Here is a 22,253-nt window from a genome sequence, read left to right on the forward strand (position 1 = left end):
GCTGCAGGTGCCACCAGATCAAAGAGACCGGGCCAGCCCTTGTCAGGGCTGGCCCGGTCTTTCAAAGGCCCCAGCTAAGCCGAAATCAGCCCGCTGGGGAATTGCCTACTTGCTCGGCGAGGGCGACGGCGACGGGCTCGCCGACGGGCTGGCACTTGCCGACGGGGCCGGGGTGGCACCAAGCCGGGACTCGGCGTCGAGCGCTTTCTGTATTGCCGCGGACAGGAGGCTCTGCTGGGCCCCGTATCCGGCGAAGTCGCCCTTGGCCAGCGCAGCCTGGCCATCCTGGATGGCCTTGTTGGCCTGATCCAGCGCGGCCTTCAGCTGGGCCTGTGCATCCGCTGCGGCGGGCGGCGTAGTAGTCCCCGGCGGAGTGGTGGGGGTCTGGCCGTTATTGGCCGAGTCTCCCGCCGAGGCCCCGGAGTCACCCCCGAAGAGGATCTTCAATGCGCCGTCAAGCGTGGGGGCAAAGCCGACCTTGTCGCCGAAGGCCACGAGCACGCGCTGAAGCGTCGGATAGGACGTCTCACCAGTGGACTTCAAATAGACCGGTTGGACATAGAGCAGGCCGCCGCCCACTGGCAATGTCAATAGATTGCCGTTGAGCACATCGGATGCTCCCTGCCTGAGCAGGTTGAGTTCCCGCGACACTTCAGGATCGGAGTTGAACTTGTTCTGGGCCTGTCCGGGGCCTGGAACCTGGGTGTCCGTTGGCAATTGGAGTAATCGCAACTGGCCGTACGTGTCCGCCTTCACGCCCTTCTGGCTACCGGCGTCGGAATCGGCTGCGAGGAAGCCGTACAGGATGTTCCGGGCGGCGCCGTTGACCACCTGTGGAATGAAGGAAGACGTCAGCTGGAAAGCCGGCTTGGTCTGGTCGGGCATCTGCAGGGACATGTAGAACGGAGGCTGCCGGACGGGATCCGTGACCGTGGGGTCGTTCGGAACGCTCCACGCGTCGTTGTTCTGGTAGAAGCTGTCCGCGTTGGTCACGTGGTAACGCCCAAGCAACTCACGCTGGACCTTGAAAAGGTCCTCCGGGTAGCGGACGTGGCTCATCAGCTGTCCCGACATCTCCGAGTACGGCTTGACAGTGGTCGGGAAAATCTTCTCCCACGCTTTCAGGATGGGGTCCTGGTCATCCCAGGCGTACAGCGTGACCGAGCCGTCATAGGCGTCAACAGTGGCCTTGACCGAGTTCCTGATGTAGTTGACCGCGCTGTTCGGCAAGGCCACTGTGCGCCCGGAGGTCGTCTGCGAATCTGCCGTAGCGTTTCCCAGTTGCTGCTGCTGGGAGTAGGGGAAGTACTGGCTGGTGGTGTAACCGTCCACGATCCACTTCACCCGGCCGTCTACCACTGCGGGATAGGCGCTTCCGTCCACCGTCAGGTAGGGAGCAACCTTTTGCACGCGCTCACGCGGAGTGCGGTCGTAAAGGATCTGGGACTTCTCGTTGACGCCGTCGGACAGCAGCAGGTCCGAGGACTGGAACTTGATCGAGTACAAGAGGCGGTTGAACCAGTTGCCCACGTTGGGGCCACCGTTGCCCGTAAAGGTGTACTGCGTTTCGGTGGACGTGTCCTTGCCGGCCGGTCGGTCCTGTTCGCGGTGCGGGGCGCCGTCCGGGGCGCCGACCACCGAGTAGTCGGGCGAATCTTCACCGAAGTAGATGCGGGGTTGGTAGCTCGCATCGCTGCCAAGGGTACCCATGGATGGAATTCCGGACAGAAGGAAGTCCGGCTTGCCATCGACCGTGAAGGTATTGCCCTTGGCGGCTACGACGCCGTAACCGTGGGTGTAGACGATATGCCGGTTGACCCAGGTCTGCTGGCTGGCGTTCAGCCCGTCCTGGTTCAACTCCCGGACAGCGATCACCGTGTCCTGGGTCTTGCCGTTCACGGTGTAGCGGTCGACGTTCAGAGCCTTGGGGAACTGGTAGTACGGGCGGTATTGCTCCAGTTGGGAGAACGCCGAGGAAACCAGGTTCGGGTCCAGCAGCCGGATGTTAGCGGCAGTCTGGGCATCCTTGGCAAGCGCCCCGGTCTTGGCGTCGGTGGTGGCGTTGTAGGGAGAAACCTTGATCTTGTCCAAACCGTAGGCGGACCGGGTCATGGCAATGTTGCGGTCAATGTACTTGTTTTCCAGCGTCTGCTCCGAGGGGCGGACTTGGAATTGCTGGATGACCCAGGGGTAGACGCCGCCCGCGAGGATGGACGTGATGATCAGCATGGCCGTGCCGATCACGGGCAAGCGCCAACGGCCAATCACGGCGGCCACAATGAAGAGGATGGCCACCAGACCCGCGGCAACGGCCAGGATGGTCTTCGTCGGGATCACGGCGTTGACATCGGTGTAAAGGGCTCCTGCCCAGTGTCCGCCGTTGTTCTGGACGGTGCTGTAGACGTCAAGCCAGAAGTTGGCTCCTAGCAGCAGCAGGAAAACGGCACCGGTCACGGCCAGGTGGATTTGGGCCGCCCGGCTGGTGAAGATACCACGTTCCATAAGCCGGATGCTGCCATAGAGGTAGTGGGTGAGGATTCCCGCGATTCCGGCAATCACCACAACGCTCATGAGGAAGCCCGTGACAAAACCAAGGAACGGCAAGGTCATGAGATAGAAGCTGATGTCCAGGCCAAACTGGGGATCGGCCTGGCCGAAGGGCACCTGGTTGAAGAACAAAAGCACCGCTTGCCACTGGCTCGCGGCCGCGCTCCCGGCAAAGAGGCCGAACAGCGCGGGGATGCCGATCATGACCACGCGTCGCACGGGTTCGAGCTGGGCCTGGTACCGGTTAAGGTTGTCCCTGACCTCGGAGTCCGGAGCGTAGACGGGCCGTGCATGGTAGGCAACGCGGATTGCGTAGAAGACCGGTACGAACATCAGGACGAATCCGGCGAGGAAGATCAGGATCCGGGCAAGGTTCTCCCTGAAATAGACTTCGAAGAAACCTAGCTGCTGGTACCAGAGGACGTCTGTCCACACATTGGCGAAGAAAATGAATCCCACCACGGCGACGGCGACGATGATCAGAGTTGGAGTAAGTGCACCCCGTCTCCGCTGCGGTCTTCCGGGCGGGCTGGTGCTGGCTGGACGGGACAAACTCGATACCTCATCGCTGGTCGTCAGTTAACGGTCATCAGTGCGTGTGTTCGTCGGCCCCGGTGCCGGGTGCTAATGGCGGAGGCCGTCATTAGTGCCACGAGTGGCAGTGGAGCTAAGTTCCATCATCAGTCTAGTTGTTGGAGCATGTCGGGAGGCGGGACACATTCTGGCCCGAGGCGAGTCGCTCGACGGCTGATTTTGCGTCCGCCAAAGTGTCCACTTTGACTACCTGGAGCCCGTCCGGAACGTGTCCAACGACCTCGTCGCAATTGGCGGCAGGCGCGAGGAAAAGCGTGGCCCCGCCGTTGCGGGCTCCGCGCATTTTCTGGGCGATTCCACCAATGGGTCCCACGGTGCCGTCCGGTGAAATGGTGCCGGTGCCGGCCACATGCTTGCCCCCCGTGAGGTCGCCGGGGGTGATGCTGTCGATGATGCCCAGTGCGAACATCATTCCGGCGCTCGGTCCGCCCACCTGGTCCAGGGAGATCTTGACGTCGAACGGGAAAGTGAACTTGTACTGAAGCAGTACGCCCAGGATGTACTTGCCGTTCGAGCCCTTGCCCGGAGTGATGCTCACCGTCACGGGCTTGCCGTTCCGATCGACGACGACGGCGGCAGGCGCGCCCGCGCCGTCGGCCAGTGCGGTTTGGACGACGTTCAGGGACGTGACCGCCTTGCCGTTGATCGACGTGAAGACGTCCCCTGTTTGGAGTTTGCCTGCCGAGGCCGAGCCATCGGACAACCCTGCGACTGCAAGCTTCTGCCCGTACGGAATGTTCTCTTCCTTGAGGGCCGATGCAACTGCGTTCTCCTGGGAGGTAGTCATGGCAAGCGCGCTTTCCTGTTCGGATTGCTGCTTGGTGACGCCCTTGGGATAGAGAAGTTCTTCGGGGTATACGGCCTTGGAACCATCCAGCCAGGCTTGGAAGGCCTCGAAAATGTTGACGGGGCCGTTGGGGCCGCCGTTGATGTAGACGGTGGTCAGGTCCAGATTTCCTTTGGCAGGATATGTCGCGTGCCCGGTAATGCTAATGACCGGCTTGTCGTGGTCCGTGCCCAAGGTGTTGAACGTCGGTCCGGGAGATTCCACGACGTAAGGAACAGGGAGGACAGCCGCGGCGATTCCCAACACAATGGTCAGGGCGCCGGAGACAAGCATCGCGACGTACCGGCCGTCATGGCGCCGTGCCGGTTGGGGTGCGTGGGGCGGTTCCTCCCCCGCGTCCTGGCCTGGCCCCTGCGACGGTGCGGTGTCGTGCTCCGGGGAATGGCCTTGCGACGTTGGCACGTCCGGGGAGTTGGAGGGGTCGAGAGGCTGTCCGGGTTCCCCGGCAGCTCCGGGGCTCGGCAAACTAGTCAATGAAAGACCTCTCCGCGCCGGGAACCGTGTGCCCGGCGCTACCGTTTCGACCCCCTCATGGCGGAGGCCAGTAAACATACCAACGATCCACCCTACTTTGCTGTGCCCGCCTGAGGTGCTTTGCCTAGAGCGAACGACGCGTTCCTGAGGCAGACAGCCCCGGGGCATCGCGGTACCTTGAAAGTGATCACCAGTCACACCGACGATCGGCGGCACCATGACTTCCAACCCCAATACCCCTCCCAACGGAGACGATTCACCCGTGGATCCCTTGGCAGAAATGCTGAAGAACCTGATGGGCGGGCAAGGCATGGGCAATATCGACCCCGCCGAATTGGCAAAGGCCGCAGGGCTGCCGAACGACCCCAACATGCTGCAGCAAATGTTCGCCCAAGTGCAGGCCATGATGAGCTCCACTTCAGAGGGTCCCGTCAATTGGCAGCTCGCCCACGAAAATGCACGCCGTGTTGCCGCTGCCGGCACGGATCCTTCCGTGAATGCCGTGCAGGCCCGCGAAGTCGACGAGGCGCTCCGGCTCGCGGAACTCTGGTTGGATCCGGTCACCGACCTTCAGGCAACGGGCCTCATTGGCCGCGCGTGGTCCCGCGCGGAATGGGTGGAAGCCACCCTCGCTACGTGGAAACGGCTCACGGAGCCGGTGGCCAACAGCATCGCCAATGCCCTGTCTGACGCCCTGACCCAGCAAATGCCGGAAGAAATGAAGGCCATGATGGGTGGCACCTCGTCCATGTTGCAGAACATGGGCGGAGCCATCTTCGGCATGCAGCTGGGCCAGGCGATCGGCGCCCTGTCAGCCGAGGTGGTCAGCTCTACCGACATCGGCGTTCCACTGGCTGATCTCGAGATGGCACTGCTACCGGCCAATGTGGCGAAATTCGGCGAAGGCCTGAGCGTCCCTGAGAACGACGTCCGGTTGTTCCTCGCCGTCCGCGAAGCCGCGCATGCCCGGCTCTTCGTGCAGGTTCCATGGCTGCGCGGCCATCTTCTTGGAGCGATCGAAGCTTACGCCCGGGGCATCCACATCGACTTGTCCCGCGTCGAGGACCTCGCCCGGGACCTGGATCCCGGCAACCCCGAGGGCATTCAAGAAGCCCTCTCCCAAGGGGTGTTCACGCCCGAGCGCACTCCCGAACAATCGGCTGCCCTGGAGAAGCTCGAAACGGCACTGGCGCTGGTTGAGGGCTGGGTGGACGAACTCACGGCCGCCGCCACCGAGAATGTGCTGCCATCCGCGGTCGCACTCCGTGAGACGGTGCGGAGGCGCCGCGCCACGGGCGGACCCGCTGAACACGCGTTCTCGTCCTTGGTGGGACTCGAGCTGCGTCCGCGACGCCTGCGCGAAGCCGCAACGTTGTGGGCGGCCCTGAAGGACGAACGTGGAATCGCCGGCCGCGATGCCATCTGGCAGCACCCCGATTTGCTCCCCACGGCGCAGGACCTCGACGACCCGGCGGGCTTCACCGAACGGCGCCGCTTGGCTGAAGCGAGCGACACCGAGGTGGACGATGCGCTGCAGAAGCTCCTTGAAGGCGGCTACGACGCTCCGAAGGATGAGAGGAACACAGAAGGCAACGAGGAGGCTCCGAAGCCTGAAGACGGAGACTCCCCTGACAACACGGAGCCCGGCGAGCCGAAGGCTTAGCCACTCCTTGAGCGCCTAGTCGGCGTCGGCGTCCCAGCCTCCGGTTGGAGCGCCGGCGCCTTCTTCATCCGGTCCCAGCCCACGGGACGTCGCAAAGGCGACGCCCTCCAGGAAGGCCTTCGCCCGCTGTGTTTCGGGGTACGCCTCGAGCAAGCGCCAGAACGCGGCGTTGTGGCCGGCCACCAGCAAATGCGCGAGTTCGTGGAGCAACACGTAGTCGATCACCCATTGCGGCATCGACTGAAGCTTGTCGGAAAGCCGGATGGTCCCGTCCGCCGGAGTTGCCGAGCCCCACCGTGACTTCTGGTTGCTGACCCAGCGGACCGACGTCGGGATGGCTCGCCCGCCCAGGTACTTTGAGGACAATTGCGCGGCATGACCCGCAAGGGCTGCATCGCTCGCGGGTTTCCGCCTGCCGGCGCCCCTGGCGCCCCGCTCCCCCTGACGCTTGAGCTTGTCCAGCATCCGCCGGACCCATTCGTTTTCTTGTGCCTTCGTGAAATGGGCAGGGATCGCCACAACGGCGTTCCCGTCCTCCCAGAAAGCCGCCACGGTACGACGCCGGCGGGCAGAGCGGCGGACGACGACGGGAATGCCATCATCGGTGGTCAGCGGCAGATCGGGCTGGCCTGCTACCCGGGGCACTAGGCCGACCCGTTCTCGACCAGAACTGCCAGCACGGCTTCGCCGTACTTTTCCAGTTTGGAAGGCCCGACACCGGCGAGTTTCGCCAGTTCCTCAAGGGACTCCGGCCGCGCCTCGGCGATGGCCGTCAATGTCGCGTCAGTGAAAACCACGTAGGCGGGAACTTCGTTGCTCAGGGCCTCTTCCTTCCGCCATTGCCGCAAAGCCTCAAAGGTCTGGTCCTCGTACGTGGGCGGGCACTGGCTGCAGCGGCCGACTTTGCGTTCAGCCCCAGTGGCGAGCATGGTGCCGCAGACCCTGCACGACGCCGGTGCTGCCGCCTTGCGCCGTGGCGTGGGGCGGCTGCGCGCGCTGGCTCCGAGCACAGAGTCGGGACGGAGGCCGTCGAGGAAGCGCGAAGGCTTGCGGTTGGCACGGCCACCAGGCGTGCGGGCCGTGGACCAGGACAGGTTCAAGTGCTCGCGTGCCCGCGTGATCCCGACATAGAGCAGGCGGCGTTCCTCGTCGACGCTCTCGGGAGTGTCGGCGAAGGAAATAGGCATAAGTCCCTCGCTCAAGCCCACCAGGAATACGGCATCCCACTCCAGGCCCTTCGCGGCGTGCAACGATGCGAGCGTCACGCCCTGGACGGTCGGGGCGTGCTGGGCCACCGAACGCTCCTGGAGTTCGTTGACGAATTCCATCAACGTGAATTCGGGCCCTCGGCTGACGACGAGTTCGTCCGCTAGGGCCACCAGTGCGGCCAGCGACTCCCAGCGTTCGCGGAGGGCGCCGCCGCTATGCGGGGCGGCATCCGTATAACCGAGCGAAGCCACGATGTCCCGGACAAGTTGGCCCAGCGGCTCCTTGGCGGAGTCTTCGGCTACAGCACGCGTGGCGGCGCGCAACTGCAGGATGGCGTCACGGACTTCCTTGCGCGCGAAGAACCGCTCACCGCCGCGCAACTGGTAGCCGATACCCGCCGAAGCAAGGGCTTGTTCGTACGCTTCCGATTGGCCATTGGTGCGGAACAGCACGGCAATCTCGCTCGCCTTGGTGCCGGCGTCGATCAATTCCCGGATCCTGCCTGCGACCACCGCCGCCTCGGCCTCGTCGTCGGGGCATTCCATGAACCGCGGTTCCGGTCCGGCCGGGCGCTGGGCGACCAACTGCAGGGGTTTGGCCCAGGCTGCGTCGGCAACAGTTCCACCACTGCGTCGGGATCCGAGGAGGTCGTTGGCGAGCTTCACCACTTGGGGCGTGGAACGGTAGTCGCGAACGAGTTTGACGACCGTCGCCGAAGGATAATGACCCTTGAATCCAAGGAGGTGCTTGGGAGAGGCTCCCGTGAAGGAGTAGATGGTCTGGCTGGAGTCGCCCACCACGCAGAGTTCGTCGCGGCCGCCAAGCCACAGCTCAAGAAGCCTCTGCTGCAGCGGGGAAACGTCCTGGTACTCGTCCACCACAAAGTGCCGGTACTGCTCGCGGACCGTGGCTGCCACTTTCGGGTCCTCCTGAAGGATGCCCACCGTGATCAACAAGACGTCCTCGAAGTCGATCACGTTGCGGTCCGTCTTCACATCCTCGTAAGACTGGAAAACCCGCGCGACGGCGGTGAGGTCGAAACCTCCTGGAGTGCCGCGGCCGTGCGCGTTCTCAAGGTAGTTGGCCGGCGTCAGCATGGAAACCTTGGCCCACTCGATCTCCGCCGCAAGGTCGCGGATTGAAGCGCGGTCGGTACTCAGCCGGAGCCGCCGCGCGGCTTCGGCGATCATGTTCGCCTTGTGGTCCAGCAAGTTTGGCAGTACGCCACCCACCGCCTGCGGCCAGAAGAACTGCAGTTGCCTGAGCGCAGCAGCGTGGAAGGTGCGGGCTTGGACGTTGCCGACGCCGAGATCCCGCAGCCGGCTGCGCATCTCGGCGGCGGCCCGGGAAGTGAAGGTGACAGCCAGGAGGCGCTGAGGGCTGTAAACGCCGGAGTGCACACCGTAGGCGATGCGGTGCGTAATGGCCCGGGTTTTTCCCGTACCCGCTCCCGCGAGGACGCACATGGGACCAGTAAGGTTGCTGGCGACTTCCCGTTGCTCGGCGTCAAGGCCGCCGAGAATCCGGTCCTCGAGTGAAACGGTGTCGCTGAAAATGCCCTCTGTCACTGCTGGAGATCCTCGATGACGCCGCCGTACCAGTGCTCGATCAGGGAGCGGGCAATCGAAAGCCTCGTGGAGATCGTGATCTCGCCGCTGAGCACGGCTGCCTGGAGTTCCGCACGGCTGAACCAGCGCGCCCGGGTGACCTCTACGCCGTCGGGCCGGGCCTCGACGTCGTCCGTCGTTGCAGTGAACCCGAGCATCAGCGAGGCCGGAAACGGCCACGACTGCGAGCCAAGGTACTGGCAAGCGGTGACCCGCACACCCACTTCTTCCCCGATTTCGCGAACCACGGCCTGTTCAAGCGATTCCCCGGGCTCAACGAAGCCGGCCAGCGTGGAGTAGTTCTTGGCGTCAAGCGGCCCTCCTCCTCCCAGGAGCAGCCTGCCGTCGGAACCGACCACGGTGACGATGATGGCCGGATCGGTCCGCGGATAGTGCTCCGATTTATCCCGCGGGCACCGCCGGACCCAGCCGCCGGCTTCGATTTCCGTGGGAGTCCCACACTGCGGGCAGTGGGTATGGGTGGCATGCCAATTGGAAATGGCGCTGGCCTCGACAAACAAGGCTGTGTCCATGGCACCGAGGCGGGCGGCGACCTCCCGGAATCCCGCCCAGGAGCCGGCGGCAGGAAGGCCCGCGGCTCCAGGCGAAACCGGCTCAGTCGGAACGAAGAGGACGATCGGTGTTTGCTCCGGGACCGAGGAAGCAACAAGGGTCCGGCCGAGATAAACCACGGTGAGCGGTCCGCCGGCGGCTTGAAGGTTTTCGAAGAGCGGCGCGGCGTCGCCCAGCCACAGCTTGTCACCCACCACGAGGGCCTGGCGCTGCGACAACACCATGGCCTTGGCCGATCCTGAGGAGATCACTTCGCCAAGCATGCCTGGCTTCAGGCGCTCGGCAGATCCGCGGTCAACCATGGCAGGGCGCACTGGAAGAACGGTATCGATAAGGTGGTTTGCCGGCGCCTGGAACTCGGTGAAACTCATGTACCTACCGTACTGACTCCCACAGACAATTGACATTTGGATCTTTCAGCGATCCACGCCCCTTGATGCTGTTTTCCAGCGGATCTCAAGACTCGCCGCACTGCATCGCTGCCAGAAGCGCTTGTCAATCTACCGTGGAAGACGTGAGAAGAACACCGTTCGAACTGGCCGCTGTAGCTACTGCGGCGGTGCCCGGCCTGACGCCCATGGCTGCCGCCTCCGCCCCGGATGATGCTGCCGATTTCGATTCGGCGCTTCTGCTGGACTCCGAGGGCAAACGGTGGCGTGTCCGTTCGCCGCGCCATCCGGAAGCCAGCACTCGGCTGGAAACCGAATTCATGATTCTGCGGGCTTTCGCTCCGGCGATCCGGGCCGAGCTGCCTTTTCTGATGCCCACTGTGGCCGGAACCGTTCGCCAAGGTGCGCTGAGCACATTTGTGTACGCCCACTTGGCTGGCGCCACGCGCAGCATCGAAGAGTTGTCGACCTGCAGTGATGCCTTGGCCAAGGAGATCGGTGTGGCACTGGCCGCCGTACACGATCTCCCCCAATCGCTCGTCAACAATGCCGATCTCCCCAGCTACACGGCCAACGAATTCCGCCAGCGCAAGTTGAACGAACTGGACCAGGCCGCCACCACGGGCAAGATTCCGCCCGCGCTGTTGCGTCGCTGGGAGCACGCACTCGAGGACGTGGCGTTGTGGCGCTTCAACCCGTGCGTGGTCCACGGCGATCTCCATGAAGACAATCTGCTGGTCGAAGGCGACAGCGTGACGGCCGTGACGGGGTGGACCGATCTGCGCATCGGCGATCCCGCGGATGACTTCGCCTGGCTCGTGGCGTCAAACGAACAGCGCTTCGTGGAGTCCGTATTGCGGCACTACACGGAAGCCCGGCGGGACACGCCCGATGGCCACCTGCTGCGACGCTCGGCGCTTCTCGCCGAATTCGCCCTGGCCCAGTATCTCGTCAAGGCCTTGGCAGCCGGTCATAACGAGATGACGGCAGAGGCCGAGGCGATGCTCAAATCCCTCGCCGACGACATCGAGGAGCAAAACGCATTGGCAGCCGAGGAGGCCGAAGCCGCCGCGGCGGAGCTTGCCGCCGCGCAAGGGCTCGCAGCATCGGCAGTCGTTATGGCTTCGGAAGAGAAGGTCCCGGAGGGCGACTCCGCGAAGCCCACGGTGAGCGTTACAGCTATCCCGGAGCCTTCGGGAGATTCAGCAGACCGGACCGACCCGTCGCCGGCGCCGCCGTCCGAAGCAGACGACACCTCGACGACGGCCCTCCAGATAGTGGAGCCCATGCCGCTCCAGGACGCCAAGGACCACTAGTCCTTCCCGGCTTGGCTGCCGTGGTTCCGGCTGCCTATCGGCTTCGGCTGCCCAGCGCGGAAGCGATGATCTTCTCCAGTTCTTCGGCCGTGCCCAGGTCATGCGGCCTCACGACAGCGTCATCGGCAACGTAGTAGAACGCTGCACTGACCTGATCCAAGGGCACACCCTTGAGGCGCGCCCACGCCAGGCGGTAGACGGCCAGTTGCACCGCACGCGTCTTGAGTTGCCTGCCGGCCGGGCGCTTGCCCGTTTTCCAGTCCACCAATTCCCAGGTGCCGTCCGCGCCGCGGAAAACTGCGTCAATCCGTCCGCGCACCACGACGTCCCCGATCCTTGTTTCCACGGGAACTTCAACGAAGGCCGGGGACCGGTGTGCCCATTCTGAATTGCTGAATGTCGCCACCATGTCATCAAGTCCGTAGGCTTCGTCAATGTGGGAATCAAAGCCCGGCGCTTCGTCGAGATCCAACATGCCCGTGGATCCGTAGTATTCCTCAACCCAGGAATGGAAAGCGGTGCCTTTGCGTGCCGAAATCCCGGGTTGCCGGGGCACTGGGCGCCGGAGCTGGGCAAGGACCGCGGTGGGGTCGTCTCCCAGGTCAACGAACATCGATGCCGAGATGTGTCCGGGCAAATGGACGTCATGGACTGGCTTCCGCCGCGACTGGCGTTCCAACAACAACTCCGCTTCGGCGGCCCAGCCCGCTGCGGCACCGCGGAGGGAGGTCCGGGAGGCATCGACGACCAGTGGCGAATCCGTCCGCAGTCCCTCGACGGTCTCCCTGACCCGGTTTGCTGCCGCCTCCATGGCGGCCCGCCGCCCCGGTACCAAGCGGAGCCGTTCCCCCGTACGAGGGTCGCTGGGACCTTCGAGCGGATCATAGGGGAAGGTGGCCACCTCCGTGCCGACGGTCAGGGGGCTCTCAGTGGGCAGCGCGTCTTCGCTGAGGGACTGCGGGTGAATGGCAGCCGATGCTCCGCCCTCGTTGCCTCCTGCCTCACCGGCAAGGCCTGCCAGCTCGGCAAGGAAAGGTGACGTCTCGGCAATGCCCGCCCGGGAACCGTTCCACGCGGCGCTCGATGCCCACAGGACGAACTTTGCGCGGGTATAGGCAACGTAGGCGAGTCGCCGCTCTTCGGCCTCGCCGTGGTGCTGGACTTCGGATTTGAAGTCCTTTTCGGCATCCAGCCAGCCCTTTTGGTCCGGCTGGTCCAGATCCCATTGAGGGAGATCCGCCCGGTCGCCACGCAGGGGCCATGGCAGGGCAGCGGTACCGCTGCTCCACCGGGAGTCCCGGTTGCTCGGGAAGGCCCCGGCGTTGAGACCGGGGACGAAAACGACGTCCCATTCCAAGCCTTTGGAGGCGTGGACCGTCAGCAATTGCACGGCCTCGTGGTTCACTTCGGCGTCGGCCATGTCCAGTCCGCCTTCCTCCGATGCGGCTGCTTCAAGCCATCCCAGGAAAGCCAATAGATCCACGCGCAGCGAAGTCTGCAGGAAACCCGCCGCGGCATCATGGAATGCGTCCAGGTTCCGGCGGGCCTGGTGGATGCTCGTCCCGGGCTTGGCAGCGACCTCAATGTCCAGAAGCATGGCACGTTCCACCTCGCCGATCAGAGTGGTCAGATCGTCTCCGATGAACCCCCGCAGGTTCCGAAGCTCGGCCGACAGCCGGCCGAGACGGTCCAGGGCCGTCGTGCTGAGGGAGCGCCCGTGGCCGGAAGTCCACCCCGGGCGTGGCAGGAAGTCCAGCGCTTCCACAAGGCTGGCCGCATCGGTGATGTCGCTCTCCACGACCGTCTCCATCGGGCTTTCGTCCGCGATTGGCGCATCGTCTGCGGCGCCGCGGTCTCCGGCGCCGTTGTCTCGCGAACCGCCGTGGGATCGCCGCCTAGCGAGGAACTGGGACCAGTCGCGGAATGCCATCAGATCAGCAGTTCCGATCCTCCACCGGGCGCCTGCCAGCAACCGCATCAGGGCATCGGAACGGCCGGGATCGGCGAGGACCCGGAGCGCTGCAACGAGGTCCACTACTTCAGGAGTGTCGAGGAGCCCGCCGAGACCGACTATTTCGTAGGGGATCCCCTGGACCTCGAATTCCCGCCGCAAGCACTCCATCTGTGCCCGACGGCGGCAGAGCACCGCCATGGTCGGAGAAACCGGCGTACCGTCGGCCGCGGTTTCAAAGACAGTGCGCCGGTAGCGCCGGACGTCCCGGGCAATCGCTGCGGCTTCGTCTTCGTCGGTGGCAAATCGTCCGAGGACGACGTTGCCGTCCACGGCTGCGGGGCTCGGCTGCAGCGGAGGCACTGTGACGGAACCGTCATCGGCCCTGGAGCCCGGGGCTCCATCATTCGCGGCGGCCTTGTTAAGAGGCGCGGAAATGACGTTGGCGGCGGCCAGGATGTTGCGCCCGTTCCGCCAGGCAGTGGTCAGGTACGAGGTGGGTGCGGTGGCAAGGGACGCTGTTCCAAAACCGTCTTCCACCCGGACCGGAAATTCCTGGACAAAGTGGAACAGTTGGCCTGCCGACGCACCCCTGAACCCGTAAATGGACTGGTTCGGATCCCCCACCGCCGTCACAGCGTGCCCTCCCCCGAACAGGCGGGAGAACAGGACTAGTTGCGCGTGGGAGGTGTCCTGGAATTCATCCAACAGCACCACCTTGTAACGGGCCCGTTCGGTGGCAGCCGCCAAGGGTATGTCCTGGGCAATCTTCGCGGCGAGCGCAACGAGGTCGCCGAAGTCGAGGACGCCGCGATTCCTCTTTGCCTCCTGGTAGCGCCCCACCATGTCCGCGACGCTGGCCCTGGTCCGCAACATGGCGCCGAGATCACCGGCAGCCTGGCTTGGGTTCTTTTTCGCCGCGGACACATAGGGCAATTGCGCGAATTCGGACAACCGGTCCATCAACCAGCGCTGAACCTCGGCTGGCTCTCGCAAGTGTTCGGCGCACTCGCCGGCCAGTTGCATCACGGCGTTGACCAACGTGGACTTGGCTGCGGTGAAGTGCTCATAGTCGCCGTCGTACGCTTCGACCACTTCACTCGCGAGCTGCCAGGCCTGGGCGCCGCCGAGCAGCACCACATCGCGCTCGATGCCCAGCCGCAGGCCGTAGTCGGACACGATCCCGCTGGCGTAGGAATGGTAGGTAGACACTTTGGGTTCAAGCTCGTCGGAGCCTGCAACCCCGTCCGGGAAGCCGTACTGCCCGTTGTCCGAGGACGCGATGCGCTGCAGGGTGGCCAATTTCGCGCGGATACGGCTGGCCAGCTCCCCTGCGGCTTTGCGGGTAAAGGTGACGCCAAGCACCTCTTCGGGGCGAACCCATCCGTTCGCGACGAGCCACACCACACGGTCCGCCATGGTTGCGGTTTTCCCCGATCCGGCGCCGGCGATGACCAGCCGGGGGGTCAACGGTGACGCAATAATGGCGGATTGTTCGTCCGTGGGGCGGTTTCGCTCGCCGAGGATATCGGCCAATTCGCCGGGCGAGAATCGAGCTTCCGGCAATACCGCGGCATCTTCTGCCGCGTCGCCGGCCCCGACTCCGGTGAGTGTCTGGACGGTCATTCCGTGACCTGCTTTCCCCTGGCGCACAACGGGCAAATATCGGGCAATCGGCAGCCGTGGCCTCCATGGCTGCCTTTTGAGGGATCGTGACGGGCTTCGAAGCTTGCTCCGGCCATGAGCACGGCGGCCTCGCTGACAAGGTCCTGTGCCCAGTTATCTCCCGGGTCCAGGGGCTCCTGGGCTTGGACTGCAGGCGTCTTTGTCTTGGTCCCCAGCTGTGCCAGTACGGCACCGCCGGGAACAATCCCCGGAACAGGCAAATCCTGGAACGCCCCGTGCAGTACCGCCGCCTGATACGCACCGAGCTGGGGGTGACGGGCGAGTTCGGCTTTGCCGGGCTGGCGTTTGCCCGTCTTAAGATCAACAATCACCAGCCTGCCCTCTGCGTCTATTTCCAAACGATCCACTTGTCCCCGAAGCACGGCGTTCCGGACAACATCGGAATCCTCGGCGGCGTTGTCCAGGCGTACCTCTGGCAGGGGAACCTCGAAGTCCACTTCGACCCCGGCCAGGCTTCGGCCTTCGCTCCGCATGACAAGGACGTATTGGGCGAGTTTCCGGACCATTTGCTCTGCCCGTTGGAAGTCGAGCCTGCCCTCCCAGTTGTCCTTCATGCCCAGGGTCGGCCAGCGACGCACGAGCTCCGCGACATATTCGGCGCCGGAAGCATCGGGCAACTCCTGGGCAATCGCATGGACCAAGGTGCCCAGGCTGCGGGCAAAGTCGGTAGCGGCTTCGCCCCCGGCTGCCTGGACAAACCAATCCAACGGCGATTTGTGCACGGTTTCCACCTTCGAGGGAGAAACGAACACCGTGCCTTCCCCCGGCACTACCGGCGCCTCGCTGCTGAGCGGTGCCAATCCCCACCAGGAATCCGGATGCGCGCCCGGCACTGCAGGCTCCGCGGTGGCAAGGTGTGCCAGCACGCGCGCAGCTTCCGCGGCGTCCTCTGCCACGCCCGGGCGGCCAAGCGCGGCGTCGTCCGGCTGAACGCGCTGCCTCAGCTCGGCCACCAAGGCACGCAGCGTCATGGGTCGGCCAACCGGCGTGTACTCACGTTGGTACTGTCCCGGTTCCAAAGGGGCCACATAGTCGAGAAAGGCCGACTGCTGCTCGTCTTCGGAAGAAACCGCGGTGCAGATGAGGACTTCCCGGGCCCGCGAAACGGCTGTGGAGAAGCTGCGCAGTTCGTCGTAGCGGATATCCCGCAGCCTGCTGAGGGGCCCGCGTTGCAAGGCATGTTCGACTCCGTGCTCCACGGCATCGGCGAACAAAGTGCTCCCGAGGAGTTCACCACGGAGCCTCGTATTGGGCCAGACGCCTTCCTGCAGTCCCGCCACGATGACCACGGCCCACTCGCGCCCGGCCGCGCTGGCCGGCGTCATGAGCTCCACTGCTTCCTCCAACTGTGCCCTGGCGGCAAGGGTGTCCATGGGGAGTTCCTGGCTGAGCAGATACTCGAGGAACTGTTCGGGGCCGGAACCGGGGAGTTGGTCGACATAGCGCTCAGCAGTGTGGAACAGTGCCATCATTGCGTCAAGATCCCGGTCCGCCCGGGCGCCGGCCGCGCCGCCGTCGAGCGCCTTTTCCGTCCAGCGCGAAGCAAGCCCGGTGGCTTGCCACAACGCCCACAACACCGTCTCCGCATTGGCTCCGGGTTCGGCGGCCGCCGAACGTCCCGCCGCGATCATGCGGGCCAAACGGCGGGCCGAGCTACCCTCGATGCCCAAAGAACCCAGTGCCCCAGGCTCCAGCAACGCTTCAACCAACAACGCATCGCTGGACCGTCCACCACCGCCCAACAGTTCCTCCCGGCGCAGCGATTGCCGCAGGCGGCGCAACTCGATGGCGGTAGCCCCGCCGATCCTCGACGTGAGAAGCGAGACGGCAGACTCAGGCGTCAGCTTGGCAGCATCCAGCACCACGCCGTACACCTCAAGCAGGGGACGGACGGCCACTTCGTCGCGGACAGCCGAGTCCGCGACGGGGACGCGGACCGGGATTCCCTGACCGCTCAGATAGCGCTGGAGTTGCGCCAATTGCCCACCGTTGCGCACAATCACTGCGATGTCGCCGAACTCGTGGTTCTCGCGCAGCTGTGCTTCCAGGATGCGTTGTGCCACGTAGCGCAATTCGTGGACTGTGGAGGGCAGGACATGTGCTTCCACCCGGCCCGGTGCCCGGCTCCCTGCGGAAGGAGACTCGTCCGCCGATGCGGGAAGCGGGTCCAGTCGCCGGGCCAATTGGCCTCCCGCACGCTGCGAGATACGGGCAGCCACGCCTGTCCACGCTTTTGCGACGTCGGGGAGGTGCCGGTGGGTGTGCCACAGGGGAAGCTCCCGAACGGCACCCGCAAGGCCTCCGAGAAGCCGCGGCAGTTCGGCGACAAGGTCCGGCCGGGCACCGCGGAACCCTTGGACCACGGTGTCCGGGGAGGACGCCACCAAAACGTCTTTTCCTTCGGCGATGTCCGCGAGCAGTTCAAACACGGCGGGGTTTGCCTCCTGGACGTCATCCACCAGGATCAACTGCAGCCGCTCGCGCTCCGCCGCCAGGAATCCGGGCGAGTCCTGGAAGATTTGGCGCGCAGCGGTAATGATTCCTGCCGGGTCAAAGGCCTCCGGCATGCGCAGGTCCAGGACATCCCGGTACTCCGAATAGAGGTCTGCGGCAGCGATCCAGTCCGGTCTGCCGCATTCATAGGCAAGCGACGTGAGATCGTCCGCAGTGCGGCCGGATTCGATGATCCGGTCGAAGAGTTGCCGGATCTCCTGCCGGAAACCCCGAGTTGGCAACGCGGCCGTCAAGTCCTGCGGCCAGGGAAGTTCGAAGCCCGGCCGGGAGTGCCCCTCCAGCAGTTCCTTGATGATGAGGTCCTGTTCCGGCCCCGAGAGCAACTTGGGCGGCCGCTGCAGCGGCAGCACGCCCTCGGCCTTGGCTCGCCGGATCAGATCGAAAGCGTACGACGCCCAGGTGCGCGCCGGCGTCGTACTCAAGCTGCGATCCAGCCGCCCTGTAAAGGTGTCCCGCAACGCCGACGCCGCATGCCGGCCGGGTGCGAGAATCAGGATCCGTTCCGGATCCACGCCGTCGCGCTGGACCCGGCGGACGGCGGTTTCCACCAGCACGGTGGATTTTCCGGTGCCCGGCGCCCCCGGTACCAGGACCGGCCCGGATCCGTGCGGAAGCCCGACGACGGCGGCCTGGTCGGCGGACAACTCCGGTGCTGCGTAGTGGACCTCGCGCGGGGGAAGCAGGCGCAAGCGGGCGGGCGCCTGCCGCGATGGTGCTTGTGGCTGCTGTTCGTGTCGCGGTGCGGGTGTTGCTTCCTGCGTTGTTGTTGCTTGAGGTGTCGGTGTTGGACTCACACGGTCATTTCATCATCGGGTACCGACAATTTATGGAGCTGACGCTCGAGTTGTTCAGAGATCGCGTCGATACTGTCGAAGTCGCGGTCAGTCGGAGCCCACCGGGCCAGGACCAGGTCAACCCGCCAGCGGCCCTCGCCGGTCCGCAGATACTCCGCGTAGGCGCCGTGCAGCGGAGTTCCCTCATCGAGGTAGTGATGCAGCGCTTCCGACTCAAGGCCTGGGGGCGCCTCGCCACTTGCACGCAGTACCCGCCACCAAGCCACCGTGCTCCCGTGGTGGCTCATGACCGATCCGATCTGCCGGGGACCACCCGAGCCCAGAAGCTCGGCAACATCCCCATACGACACGGCAACGCCGGGCGGCATGAGATCCACGACGGCCAGTACCGCCGTCACAAACTCCATCCGCATGCCACCAGCCTATCGGCACGCGCCGCCGGATCGGCGCAGAAGGAGTGTCGCTCCGGTTCTTGTCGGAGGGCGCCGGTAGCGTTGAAGCATGAGCTCCTGGAACACCCTCCCCCGCGCCGCGTTCGACCTTGAGACCACGGGACGGAACTCCCGTTCCGCGAGGATCGTCACCGCTTCCGTCACGGTAGTGGACGACGACGGCGGCATCGTCAAGGAACTCGAATGGTTGGCGGACCCTGGAGTGGAGATCCCCCTGGAGGCCAGCGAGATCCACGGCATCACCACTGAAAAGGCGAGGGCCGAAGGCCGACCGGCGGCAGAAGTGACGCGCGAACTCGCGGCAGCGCTCCAGGAACTTTTCGACGACGGCGTGCCGGTCATTGCGTTCAACGCCAGCTATGACTTCACGGTCCTGGCGGCCGAATCCGCCCGCTACGGCGTGCCGCAACTCAGCCGTTTCCCCGTGCTTGACCCCTACGTCATGAACAAGCAGGTCGACCGGTACCGCAAGGGCAAGCGGACCCTGACCGCTTTGTGCGAGGAGTACGGCGTGAACCTCGATAACGCCCACACCTCCGCTGCAGACGCCCTCGCCACACTGCGCGTCCTCGATGCCATGGCCGGCAAGTTCCCGAAACTGCAAATGCCCGCTTCCAAGCTGCACCACCTCCAGGTCGATTGGGCGGCTGCACAGGCCGCCGATTTCCAGAGCTACTTGCGCAAGACCAAACCGACAGCCGTCATCGAGGGCAATTGGCCGGTCCTTCCCCCGGAAGATGCCAGCCGGGGAGACTTCTAAAGCGGCCGGACTTTCATAGCGCCCGTCCACGTACCGGACGCTTTTCCAGAGTCCGCATGATGGGACGCACGTCACATGGCGCTTGCTGCCTGAAAGCCAGCTGAACGTCAGTCACGAATTCCCCTCGATGCCTGAGGGGCACGGCACTTCAAGCACATTTCCATTCAATCTTGAATTTAATTCGGAGTTTCCGGGAATCCCACGTCTTATCGCCGCCAATTTATCGCTGAATGCGCGGATGACATAATTAAGTTTGGCGGGTCGAGTCCTGATATTGCAGCCCAAACCTGCTTTGGCTGCGTTCCCCGCCCGTCTCGATACGAACGCGTGTTCCCCGATGAAAGTGATTTGCTTGATGAAAATCAAAGCCCTGAAGTGGTTCTCTGCTGTCCCCGTGGCAGCAGTCCTCGCCGTCTCCCTGGCCGCGTGTGGTGGCGGAGCGGGCAGCACCAGCAGCGCCTCGCCGACCGATGCCCTCCAAGGCAGCGACCAGAAGACGCTGGACAAGTACACCACCAAGGACGTCACCCCGCTGGACAAGATCGACAAGTCCAAGCTGGGCCTCATCACCGACGGCACCCTGCGCGTCGGCACCCTCTCGGACGCCCCGCCGAACATCTTCATCGATCCCTCGGGCAAGTTCACCGGCTACGACAACGAGCTGCTGCGCGCCGTTGGAGCCAAGCTGGGCCTCAAGGTCGAGTTCGCCTCCACTGACTTCTCCGCACTGCTCTCCCAGGTCAAGAACAAGCAGTTCGACGTCGGATCCTCCTCGATCTCCACCACGGACAAGCGCCGCGAGTCGGTCGGCTTCACCAATGGCTACGACTTCGGCTACATGGCCGTCGTGACCAAGTCCGACTCCAAGGTCAAGGGCTTCGCGGACCTCAAGTCCGACGTCCGCATCGGCGTCGTTCAGGGCACCGTCCAGGACGACTACGTCACCAACACGCTCAAGCTTGAGCCCGTCCGCTTCCCGGACTACAACACGGTCTACGCCAACGTGAAGAGCGGCCAGGTTGACGCCTGGGTCGCCCCGTCACAGCAGGCAACCGGCCAGGTCAAGGACGGCGACAACACCAAGATCGCCGAAAAGGTCGTCAACACCCAGAACTTCACCGCATGGGCCGTGAACAAGGACAACCAGCCTCTGCTCGATGCCCTCAACTCCGGCCTTGACGCCGTGATCGCAGACGGTACCTGGACCAAGCTGACGGCTGAGTGGTACAAGGACCGCCCGACGACGGCGGAGCAGACCCCGCAGGGCTGGAAGCCGGGCAGCAAGGCCGTCCAGATCCCGGCCAAGTAACCCAGGCGTTCCATGGATCTCCAGGAAATCCTCAAACAGCTCGGCGAGACCTTCCTCGACTGGAAGGCGATGGGCGAAGTCATCCCCAAGATGTTCGCGGTCGGCTTGCCGAACACGCTTGTCCTCGCCGTCACCTCCGGCATCATCGGAACGCTGCTCGGGATGTTGCTCGCCCTCATGGGGATCTCCCGGAATCCTGTCGCCCGGTGGATTGCCAGGATCTACACGGATGTCCTCCGCGGACTCCCGGCAGTACTCACGATCCTCGTGATCGGCCTCGGTTTCGGACCCATCATCCGGCATTTGACGGGTTCAACAAGCCCGTACCCGTTGGCTGTCGCGGCTCTGTCCCTGATGTCGGCGGCGTACATCGGCGAGATCTTCCGCTCGGGCATCCAGAGCGTCGACAAGGGGCAGCTCGAGGCAACACGCGCCCTGGGGTTCGGCTACGGCCCTGCCATGAGGCTTGTGGTGGTTCCCCAGGGTGTTCGCCGCGTGCTGCCCGCGCTCGTGAACCAGTTCATTGCGCTGATCAAGGAGTCCTCCTTGGTGTTCGTCCTGGGCCTCCTGGCCTCTGAACGGGAAGTTTTCCAGATCGGCAAGGACTTTGCGTCGACGAGCGGCAACTTGTCCCCCTACGTGGCGGCGGGGCTGTTCTACCTGGTCATGACGATTCCGCTGACGCATTTCGTGAACTGGCTGGACCGCCGCCTTCGTTCGGGACGACCGGAAAAGAAAGAACCGGACGAGGCGGCCGCCGTCGTCGGGAAGGGAGCCCAGGCATGAGCGAGTTCGCTTCAGGAACACTGACGGCTAAAAACATCCATTTGTCCTTCGGGTCCAACCATGTCCTGCGCGGCATCGATCTGCACGTCGAGAAGGGGACCACGGCTTCCGTGATCGGTCCTTCCGGTTCGGGGAAATCCACGCTCCTGCGGGTCATGAACCGGCTCATCGAACCCGAGCAGGGTGACATTTTGCTCGACGGCCGTTCGGTGCTCAAGGACAACCCGGATGAACTGCGCCGGCGGATCGGCATGGTTTTCCAACAGTTCAACCTGTTCCCGCACAAGACCGTGGCGGAAAACGTCTCCCTCGCACTGCGGAAGCTCCGTGGCATGTCCAAGGAGCAGGCACGGGAGGATGCCCTGGCCCAACTGGACCTCGTAGGCCTCAAGCACAAGGCCGATGCCCGGCCAGCCAACCTCTCCGGCGGGCAACAGCAGCGAGTGGCCATTGCCCGGGCGCTCGCCATGAAGCCCGAAGTGATGTTCTTCGACGAAGCAACATCGGCCCTGGACCCTGAATTGGTCAAGGGCGTTCTGGCGCTCATGACCGATCTGGCCAAGGGCGGCATGACGATGGTGGTTGTAACCCACGAAATGGGCTTCTCAAGGAACGTGTCCGACACCGTGACGTTCATGGACGCAGGTGTCGTCGTGGAAACCGGATCGCCGGAACAACTCTTCACGGAGCCGCGGACCGATCGCCTGAAGGGCTTCCTTTCGGACGTGCTCTAAGCCTTAACAACGAAAATCCCCGGTTTCCGGACGAACCACCCACAGTGG

The 22,253-nt window shown here is 64.3% G+C and carries 14 protein-coding genes; 6 read left to right on the forward strand and 8 right to left on the reverse strand.

The genetic code is table 11. From position 1 onward, the window contains the following. Positions 1 to 105 precede the first annotated feature (105 nt). Positions 106 to 3,099 carry a UPF0182 family membrane protein gene (locus tag LFT47_RS14960; RefSeq protein ID WP_236811972.1) on the reverse strand — a complete coding sequence of 998 codons (2,994 nt, stop codon included), beginning with the start codon at positions 3,097 to 3,099 and terminating at the stop codon, positions 106 to 108. Between the two features lie 133 nt (positions 3,100 to 3,232). Beyond that, positions 3,233 to 4,453 (reverse strand): YlbL family protein, encoded by a 1,221-nt coding sequence (locus LFT47_RS14965; protein ID WP_442863475.1) that lies wholly within the window; start codon positions 4,451 to 4,453, stop codon positions 3,233 to 3,235. 226 nt (positions 4,454 to 4,679) lie between these two features. Between LFT47_RS14965 and LFT47_RS14970 the strand changes: the two genes are divergently transcribed. Next, positions 4,680 to 6,125 (forward strand): zinc-dependent metalloprotease, encoded by a 1,446-nt coding sequence (locus LFT47_RS14970; RefSeq protein ID WP_236811974.1) that lies wholly within the window; start codon positions 4,680 to 4,682, stop codon positions 6,123 to 6,125. Positions 6,126 to 6,140: 15 nt separating this feature from the next. Here LFT47_RS14970 and LFT47_RS14975 read toward each other — a convergent pair whose 3' ends face one another. The 3 genes from LFT47_RS14975 to nudC are packed head-to-tail and all read right to left on the reverse strand — an operon-like array spanning position 6,141 to position 9,885. After that, positions 6,141 to 6,770, reverse strand: coding sequence for a M48 metallopeptidase family protein (locus LFT47_RS14975; protein ID WP_236811976.1), 630 nt, complete (start codon positions 6,768 to 6,770; stop codon positions 6,141 to 6,143). Next, on the reverse strand, positions 6,770 to 8,902 hold the full coding sequence (locus tag LFT47_RS14980; protein ID WP_236811978.1) for an ATP-dependent DNA helicase UvrD2: 2,133 nt from the start codon (positions 8,900 to 8,902) through the stop codon (positions 6,770 to 6,772). The genes LFT47_RS14975 and LFT47_RS14980 overlap by 1 nt, the downstream gene beginning before the upstream one ends. Beyond that, on the reverse strand, positions 8,899 to 9,885 hold the full coding sequence (nudC, locus tag LFT47_RS14985; RefSeq protein ID WP_236811980.1) for an NAD(+) diphosphatase: 987 nt from the start codon (positions 9,883 to 9,885) through the stop codon (positions 8,899 to 8,901). Before nudC ends, LFT47_RS14980 begins: the two co-directional genes overlap by 4 nt. 143 nt (positions 9,886 to 10,028) lie before the next feature. Here nudC and LFT47_RS14990 point away from each other — a divergent pair, with 143 nt between their 5' ends. Then, entirely contained in the window at positions 10,029 to 11,219 is a 1,191-nt protein-coding gene (locus LFT47_RS14990) for a macrolide 2'-phosphotransferase (RefSeq protein WP_236811982.1), read from the forward strand. 34 nt (positions 11,220 to 11,253) lie between these two features. Here LFT47_RS14990 and LFT47_RS14995 read toward each other — a convergent pair whose 3' ends face one another. The 3 genes from LFT47_RS14995 to LFT47_RS15005 form a co-directional block, all read right to left on the reverse strand. Beyond that, on the reverse strand, positions 11,254 to 14,796 hold the full coding sequence (locus LFT47_RS14995) for an ATP-dependent helicase (protein ID WP_236811984.1): 3,543 nt from the start codon (positions 14,794 to 14,796) through the stop codon (positions 11,254 to 11,256). After that, positions 14,793 to 18,059, reverse strand: a complete 3,267-nt coding sequence (locus LFT47_RS15000; RefSeq protein ID WP_236811986.1) for an ATP-dependent helicase — start codon at positions 18,057 to 18,059, stop codon at positions 14,793 to 14,795. The genes LFT47_RS14995 and LFT47_RS15000 overlap by 4 nt, the downstream gene beginning before the upstream one ends. A gap of 101 nt (positions 18,060 to 18,160) precedes the next feature. Continuing rightward, on the reverse strand, positions 18,161 to 18,577 hold the full coding sequence (locus LFT47_RS15005; protein ID WP_236811987.1) for an MGMT family protein: 417 nt from the start codon (positions 18,575 to 18,577) through the stop codon (positions 18,161 to 18,163). Positions 18,578 to 18,665: 88 nt separating this feature from the next. Here LFT47_RS15005 and LFT47_RS15010 point away from each other — a divergent pair, with 88 nt between their 5' ends. The 4 genes from LFT47_RS15010 to LFT47_RS15025 all read left to right on the forward strand — a co-directional run bounded on the left by LFT47_RS15010 (position 18,666) and on the right by LFT47_RS15025 (position 22,205). Next, positions 18,666 to 19,376, forward strand: a complete 711-nt coding sequence (locus LFT47_RS15010) for a 3'-5' exonuclease (RefSeq protein WP_236811988.1) — start codon at positions 18,666 to 18,668, stop codon at positions 19,374 to 19,376. Positions 19,377 to 19,731: 355 nt separating this feature from the next. Continuing rightward, the gene (locus LFT47_RS15015; protein ID WP_236811989.1) at positions 19,732 to 20,685 is read left to right on the forward strand and encodes an ABC transporter substrate-binding protein; all 954 of its coding nucleotides are present in this window, start codon (positions 19,732 to 19,734) and stop codon (positions 20,683 to 20,685) included. Positions 20,686 to 20,697: 12 nt separating this feature from the next. Then, entirely contained in the window at positions 20,698 to 21,471 is a 774-nt protein-coding gene (locus tag LFT47_RS15020; RefSeq protein ID WP_236811990.1) for an amino acid ABC transporter permease, read from the forward strand. Continuing rightward, the gene (locus tag LFT47_RS15025) at positions 21,468 to 22,205 is read left to right on the forward strand and encodes an amino acid ABC transporter ATP-binding protein (protein ID WP_236811991.1); all 738 of its coding nucleotides are present in this window, start codon (positions 21,468 to 21,470) and stop codon (positions 22,203 to 22,205) included. Before LFT47_RS15020 ends, LFT47_RS15025 begins: the two co-directional genes overlap by 4 nt. Positions 22,206 to 22,253: the final 48 nt, after the last annotated feature.

This window comes from Arthrobacter sp. FW306-2-2C-D06B (assembly GCF_021789175.1).
Taxonomy (GTDB): Bacteria; Actinomycetota; Actinomycetes; order Actinomycetales; family Micrococcaceae; genus Arthrobacter.

Excerpts from the sequence above, each read along its gene's own strand:
- LFT47_RS15025 (WP_236811991.1), top strand. The coding sequence starts at position 21,468 with ATGAGCGAGTTCGCTTCAGGAACACTGACGGCTAAAAACATCCATTTG.
- LFT47_RS14995 (WP_236811984.1), bottom strand. The coding sequence starts at position 14,796 with ATGACCGTCCAGACACTCACCGGAGTCGGGGCCGGCGACGCGGCAGAA.
- LFT47_RS15020 (WP_236811990.1), top strand. The coding sequence starts at position 20,698 with ATGGATCTCCAGGAAATCCTCAAACAGCTCGGCGAGACCTTCCTCGAC.
- nudC (WP_236811980.1), bottom strand. The coding sequence starts at position 9,885 with ATGAGTTTCACCGAGTTCCAGGCGCCGGCAAACCACCTTATCGATACC.
- LFT47_RS15005 (WP_236811987.1), bottom strand. The coding sequence starts at position 18,577 with ATGCGGATGGAGTTTGTGACGGCGGTACTGGCCGTCGTGGATCTCATG.
- LFT47_RS15015 (WP_236811989.1), top strand. The coding sequence starts at position 19,732 with ATGAAAATCAAAGCCCTGAAGTGGTTCTCTGCTGTCCCCGTGGCAGCA.
- LFT47_RS15010 (WP_236811988.1), top strand. The coding sequence starts at position 18,666 with ATGAGCTCCTGGAACACCCTCCCCCGCGCCGCGTTCGACCTTGAGACC.
- LFT47_RS14970 (WP_236811974.1), top strand. The coding sequence starts at position 4,680 with ATGACTTCCAACCCCAATACCCCTCCCAACGGAGACGATTCACCCGTG.